Here is a 6,033-nt window from a genome sequence, read left to right on the forward strand (position 1 = left end):
CCCCGTCCCGGCCGGGTTCGAGCCGGTTCGGTGCTGCGAGCCGTGGTGGGGATCCGGCGTGCTGGCTTCCGTTATCATGCGTCGGCTGCGGCGCCGTCCATGCTCAGCCCCATGGCGGCGGCCAGCCGCAGCGGCGCCTGGGCCTCCTGCGCCCTCCCGCGGCGCTGGAGCACCCGCCCGAGCATGAGCTGGGCGTAGGCCTCGTCCGGGCGCTCGGCGACGACCGAGCGGAGCAGCGCCTCGGCCCGGCCCAGCTGCGCGGAGGAGAACAGCGCCCGGGCCAGGAGCATCCGGGTGGCCAGCGGGCTGCCCGGCTCCTCCGCCCCCATCCGGCGCAGGATCGTGGCGGCCTTCGTGTACTCGCGGTCCTCCACGAGCCCCTCCGCCAGGGTGTGGTCGAAGTAGTCGCGGTGCTCGGCGTAGGTGCCCACGGGCCCTCCTTCGGTGCTCCCCGCCCGCTGCGGGTGGGGACAGGGCCTGAACGCCACGCCGACCGGCGCTGTTCCGGGGCGGGCGGGTACCGTCGCGGGATGACGACGAGCGGCGAGGAGCGAGAGCGCCGGTCGGCCATCCGCTACTGGTGGGAGAGCGCCAACGAGGGCACCCGGCAGCGGGCGCGCGAGGCCGGCTACTACGCCGGGGCCCCGCTCCCCCCGGCGCTCGTGGCCACCTTCTCCCGGGCCGGCGTCGAGCTCGTCGACGCCCACCGCGTCGCCCCGGCCGGCGGCGGCCCCCGCGGCTACTACCTCTCCCCCGAGGACGTCGAGGCGCTGCGCTGGCTGGGCGGTCCTCACGAGCAGGACTGACCGCTCGCCGCACCGGGTGCTCCTCCCGGCGTGACCTCCGGGCCTAGCCTCCGGGCATGGCCGATCCCCAGCGCCCCGGCGACCTCGTCCTCCTCGACGCCGCCACCCTGTACTTCCGGGCCTTCCACGCCCTGCCCAGCTCGATCACCGCACCGGACGGGACGCCGATCGGCGCGGTCCGCGGCTTCTGCGACATGGTGGCGGTCCTCGTCGAGCGGCTGCGGCCCGCGCAGCTGGTCGCCTGCTGGGACGACGACTGGCGCCCGGCCTGGCGCACCGAGCTGCTGCCCAGCTACAAGGCCCACCGCGTCGGGGCCGACGGCGGCGAGGACGTCCCCGAGGCGCTGCCCCGCCAGGTCGACGTGGTGGTCGACCTGCTGGACGCGCTCGGCGTCCCCCGCGTCGGGGCCCCCAGGTGCGAGGCGGACGACGTCGCCGGCGTCCTGGCCACGCGCGCCGCGGCGGCCGGAACCGGAGTCGTGGTCGTCTCCGGCGACCGCGACCTCTTCCAGCTGGCCGACGACGCGGCCGGCGTCCGGGTGGTCTACATCGGTCGCGGGGTGCGCGACGCCGAGGTGGTCGACGGCGCGTGGCTCGCGCAGAAGTACGGGCTGGACGCCGCCCGGGCCGGGGCCGCCTACGTCGACCTCGCGGTGCTGCGCGGCGACCCCAGCGACGGGCTGCCGGGGGTGCCCGGGATCGGGGAGAAGACGGCCGCGACCCTCCTGGCCCGGTTCGGCGACCTCGCGGGGCTGCGGGCCGCGGCGAGCACCGGGGCTCCGGGGCTGAGCGCCGGGCAGCGCCAGCGCCTGCTCGACGCCGCCGACTACCTCGACGTCGCCCCCCGCGTGGTGAGGGTGCTGCGCGATGCCGACCTGCCTCCGCTGCCCCCGCCACCGCCGGCGGGTCTCGCGAGCGCCGTGGACGTCGACGCGGTCACCGCGCTGGCGTCGCGGTGGGGGGTGCGCTCGAGCGTGGAGCGCCTCCTCACCGCCCTGGCGGGGTGACGCGCCCGCGAGCGCCTGGAGGGTCAGCTGGCGGCGCGGGCCGCCCCGGCGGAGTAGGCCACCACGCCGCGGTCGACGAGGCGGATCGCCTCGCGGGCGGTGCGGGCCAGGCGCTCGTCCCCCCCGGCGGCGGAGACGGCGACGACCTGGTCGAGGAGGTCCAGCAGCTGGCGGCACCAGCGCACGAAGTCGCCGGCGGCGAGGTCCTCGGGGCCGGCGTCGAGGACGGCCTCCAGCGCCTGCCCCCGGCACCAGCGGTGCACGGGCCAGACGAGCCCGAGGTCGGGCTCGCCGGTGCCGGGCAGGTGGTGGGCCTCCTCGCGCTCGGCCAGCGCGGACCACTCCGCGACCGTGCGCGCGAGCGCGGTGGCGATCTCCGAGCCGCCGGGGGTGCGGGCGGCGGGCGGTCCCTCCTCGCGGCGGGCCTCGTAGACGATCGCGGAGAGCACTGTCGCCAGTCCTGCCGGGTCCAGCGCCGACCAGGTGCCCTCGCGCAGGCACTGGGCCACGAGCAGGTCCTTCTCGGCGTACACGCGCTTGAGGCGCTCCCCCGCGGGGGTGACGACGAGCTCGCCGCCGGCGGCGGGCAGGTCGCTGGGTGAGCTCGCATCCTCCTCCAGCGGAGCGGGGGCGAGGTAGCCGAGGTCCACGAGCAGGTCGCACACGCGGTCGAAGGTGCGGGCGATGGAGCCGGTGCGTCCCTCGATGCGGTGGATGAGAGTGCGCGTCTCCTTCTCCAGGGTGCTCCAGCGCTGGGCCCAGCGGGCGTGGTCGTCGCGGTCGGGGCAGCCGTGGCAGGGGTGCTGGCGCAGCTGGCGGCGCAGGCGGGTCAGCTCGTCGGCCTCCCCCGGGCGGTCCGCGGCGTCCTCCGCGCTGGAGGGCCCGCGCAGCCCCTTCGGCAGGGGCCCGGATTCGAGCCGTCCCTCCGCGAGGGCGCTGCGCACCGAGGAGGCGAGGTCGCGGCGGGAGGCGGGGCTGCGCGGGTCGAAGGTGGTGGGCACCTTGATCCGCGCCACGGGGGCGACGGCGGTCTGGACGTCGGCGATCGACAGGCGCCGCACCTGCTTGTCGGCGGTGAGGACGGTGGGGCGCGGGCCCTCCAGCCCGGCGGTCAGGCCCGGGTCGAGGACGACGGCGAAGCCGGCGCGGCGTCCGGCGGGCACCCTGATGACGTCACCGGGCTTGAGCGCCTCGAGGGAGGCGAGCGCGTCGGAGCGGCGCCGGCGGGCGTGCTCGCGGGAGGTGTCCTTCTCCAGGTCGCCGATCCGGCGCCGGATGGCCGCGTACTCGGCGAAGTCGCCCAGGTGGCAGGTCATGGACTTCGCGTAGCCGGCCAGCGCCTCCTCCTGCTTGCGCACCTGGCGGGCGAGGCCGACCACGCCGCGGTCGGCCTGGAACTGGGCGAAGGAGGTCTCCAGCACCTCGCGGGCCCGGGACCGCCCCACCTGGGAGACGAGGTTGACGGCCATGTTGTAGGTGGGCCGGAAGCTCGAGCGCAGCGGGTAGGTGCGGGTGGAGGCCAGGCCGGCGACGGCCTCGGCGTCCAGGCCCCCCTGCCAGAGCACGACCGCGTGGCCCTCCACGTCGATGCCGCGGCGCCCCGCGCGCCCGGTGAGCTGGGTGTACTCCCCGGGGGTGATGTCGACGTGGGCCTCGCCGTTGAACTTCACGAGCTTCTCCAGCACGACCGAGCGCGCGGGCATGTTGATCCCCAGCGCGAGGGTCTCCGTGGCGAAGACGGCCTTGACCAGCCCCCGGGAGAACAGCTCCTCCACGACCTCCTTGAAGGTCGGCAGCAGCCCGGCGTGGTGGGCGGCGATCCCCCGGGTCAGGCCCTCCAGCCACTCCCAGTACCCGAGCACCTGCAGGTCGGCATCGGGGATGTCGGAGCAGCGCTCCTCCACCACCGCCCGGATCTCGCGGCGCTCCTCGGCGGTGGTCAGCCGCAGCCCCCAGCTCACGCACTGGCGGACGGCGGCGTCGCAGCCGGCGCGGCTGAAGACGAAGGTGATCGAGGGCAGCAGGCCCGAGTCGTCGAGCCGCTCGAGCACCTGCGCCCGCGAGGGGCCCGAGCTGGCCGAGCGCTGGGGCCGCCCCCCTCGGCCGGCGGCGCGGCGCGGCGCGGACCCGCGGGGGGCCTGGCGGTCGCGGCGCACCTCCTCGCGCGACATGCGCACGAGCTCGGGGTTGACCTTCAGCCCCGACACGAGGTGCGGGGCGGTGCCGGCGCCGGCCTCCACGGCGGTGCCGGTCTCGTCGGTGAACAGGTCGAGCAGGCGGGTGCCGACCATGACGTGCTGCCACAGCGGCACGGGCCGGTGCTCGGAGACGACGACCTCGGTCGCCCCGCGCACCGCGGCCAGCCAGTCGCCGAACTCCTCGGCGTTGCTCACCGTGGCCGACAGGGAGGTGATCAGCACGTCGTCGGGGAGGTGGATGATCACCTCCTCCCAGACGGCGCCGCGGGCGCGGTCGGCGAGGTAGTGCACCTCGTCCATCACCACGTGCCCGAGCCCGGCCAGCGCCGGGGAGCCGGCGTAGAGCATGTTGCGCAGCACCTCGGTGGTCATGACCACCACGGGGGCGTCGCCGTTGACGGAGGTGTCACCGGTGAGCAGGCCCACGCGCTCGGCGCCGAAGCGCGCGGACAGGTCGGCGTGCTTCTGGTTGCTCAGGGCCTTGATCGGCGTGGTGTAGAAGGCCTTGCGCCCCGTGGCCAGGGCCAGGTGGACGGCGAACTCGCCCACCACGGTCTTGCCGGCCCCGGTGGGGGCGGCGACGAGGACGCCGCGGCCGGCCTCCAGGGCCTCGCAGGCCTGCACCTGGAAGGGGTCGAGGTCGAAGCCGACGTCGCGGCGGAACTGGGCGAGCTCGGAGCGCTCCTCGGCCTGGCGACGGCGGGAGGCGGCGTACCGCTCGGCGGGCGAGGGCATGCCAGCGAGCCTAGGTCAGCCCGCCCGAGGAGGCGCGAGCAGGCGCCGGGGGGCCGTCAGAGCGGGCTGGCGCTGTCGTCGTCGACGTCGCCCCACACCACCTGCGCCCGACGGGCCCTGCGGCGGTCGGTGAGCAGGCACACGGCGATGGCCAGGGCGAAGAGCACCAGCAGCGGCAGCGCCAGCAGGAACATCGACAGGACGTCGGAGGTCGGGGTGGCCACCGCGGCGATGGTGAAGCACAGCACCGTCACCCAGCGCCAGGACCGCAGCACCGCCCGCCCCGACAGCGCCCCGACGAGGTTGAGGGCGACGAGGACCACCGGCAGCAGGAAGGCCACCCCGAAGGCCAGCACCGTGCGCATGACGAAGCCCAGGTAGTCCGCGGCCTGGAAGAGGTTGGTGTCGCCCTCGGGGGTGAACTCGGTGAGGAAGTCCACGGCGTTGGGGATGAAGGAGCTGGCCAGGAAGGCCCCGGCCAGGAAGAGGGGCACCGCGGCGGCGACGAAGCCCAGGGCGTAGCCGCGCTCCTTGCGGGTCAGGCCCGGGGTGACGAAGGCCCACAGCTGGTAGATCCAGAAGGGGCTGGAGACCAGGACGCCGATCCACACCGACATCTTCAGCCGCAGGTCGAACGCGGCCCCCACCTGGCTGAAGTTGATCGTGATGTCCTGCCCGGAGCGCTGCAGGTCGCGGATCGGGTCGGTGAGGTAGGTGTAGACCGGGTCGAAGAGGAACCAGCCCGCGACCGCCCCGAGGGCGACGGCGAGACCGGCGCGCACGACCCGCTTGCGCAGCTCGGTGAGGTGCTCGCGCAGGGGCATCCGCCCCTCGGGGTCCTTCCTCCGCGAGGACGTGCTGGTCGCCACCTCGTCAGGTCGCGCGCTGGAGCGGGCGCTCAGACGCCGCGGCGCTGGGGGTCAGCGCTCGAGCCCGGCGCCGGCGCCGGCGGGACGTCGTCGCCCAGGACGCGGCCCTCCAGGGGGCGCGAGGGGGTGCCCGGAGCGCTGGGGGCGCCGGGCTTGCCGTCGTCCTTCATCTCCTTGACCTCGGCCTTGAAGATGCGCATGGACCGGCCCAGGCTGCGGGCGGCGTCCGGGAGCCGCTTCGCGCCGAAGATGACGACGATGAGCAGCACGAGCACCAGCAGCAGCAGCGGCTGGTCGAAGAAGTTGCGCACGAGACCTCCCGAGGTCGAGTCGACCTCATCCTAGGTCGCTTCCCCCGGTGGAGGTGCTCAGGTGCGGGGTGGTCAGGCGGGGTTGCTCAGGCGGGGGTGCTCAGGCG

At 75.5% G+C, this 6,033-nt stretch carries 6 protein-coding genes; 2 read left to right on the top strand and 4 right to left on the bottom strand.

Annotation, left to right across the window (positions count from 1 at the left end; translation table 11 throughout):
• Positions 1-74: 74 nt before the first annotated feature.
• Positions 75-431 (bottom strand): tetratricopeptide repeat protein, encoded by a 357-nt coding sequence (locus tag AC5FZL_RS14900; RefSeq protein ID WP_493619672.1) that lies wholly within the window; start codon positions 429-431, stop codon positions 75-77.
• Between the two features lie 99 nt (positions 432-530).
• Between AC5FZL_RS14900 and AC5FZL_RS14905 the strand changes: the two genes are divergently transcribed.
• Together AC5FZL_RS14905 and AC5FZL_RS14910 are read left to right on the top strand one after the other, a co-directional pair.
• The gene (locus tag AC5FZL_RS14905; protein WP_493619673.1) at positions 531-806 is read left to right on the top strand and encodes a hypothetical protein; all 276 of its coding nucleotides are present in this window, start codon (positions 531-533) and stop codon (positions 804-806) included.
• 56 nt (positions 807-862) lie between these two features.
• A complete protein-coding gene (locus AC5FZL_RS14910) occupies positions 863-1,813 on the top strand; it encodes a 5'-3' exonuclease (protein ID WP_493619674.1) in 951 nt (316 codons plus the stop codon).
• Between the two features lie 23 nt (positions 1,814-1,836).
• On the opposite strand, the gene AC5FZL_RS14915 is transcribed toward AC5FZL_RS14910, so the two are convergent.
• From AC5FZL_RS14915 to tatA, 3 genes are read right to left on the bottom strand one after another with little or no spacing between them, the layout of a single operon-like run.
• Positions 1,837-4,746, bottom strand: a complete 2,910-nt coding sequence (locus tag AC5FZL_RS14915; RefSeq protein WP_493619675.1) for a DEAD/DEAH box helicase — start codon at positions 4,744-4,746, stop codon at positions 1,837-1,839.
• Positions 4,747-4,802: 56 nt separating this feature from the next.
• A complete protein-coding gene (tatC, locus tag AC5FZL_RS14920) occupies positions 4,803-5,615 on the bottom strand; it encodes a twin-arginine translocase subunit TatC (protein WP_493619676.1) in 813 nt (270 codons plus the stop codon).
• Between the two features lie 29 nt (positions 5,616-5,644).
• The gene (gene tatA, locus AC5FZL_RS14925; protein WP_493619677.1) at positions 5,645-5,926 is read right to left on the bottom strand and encodes a Sec-independent protein translocase subunit TatA; all 282 of its coding nucleotides are present in this window, start codon (positions 5,924-5,926) and stop codon (positions 5,645-5,647) included.
• Positions 5,927-6,033 lie beyond the last annotated feature (107 nt).

This window comes from Quadrisphaera sp. DVD1, from assembly GCF_058932755.1.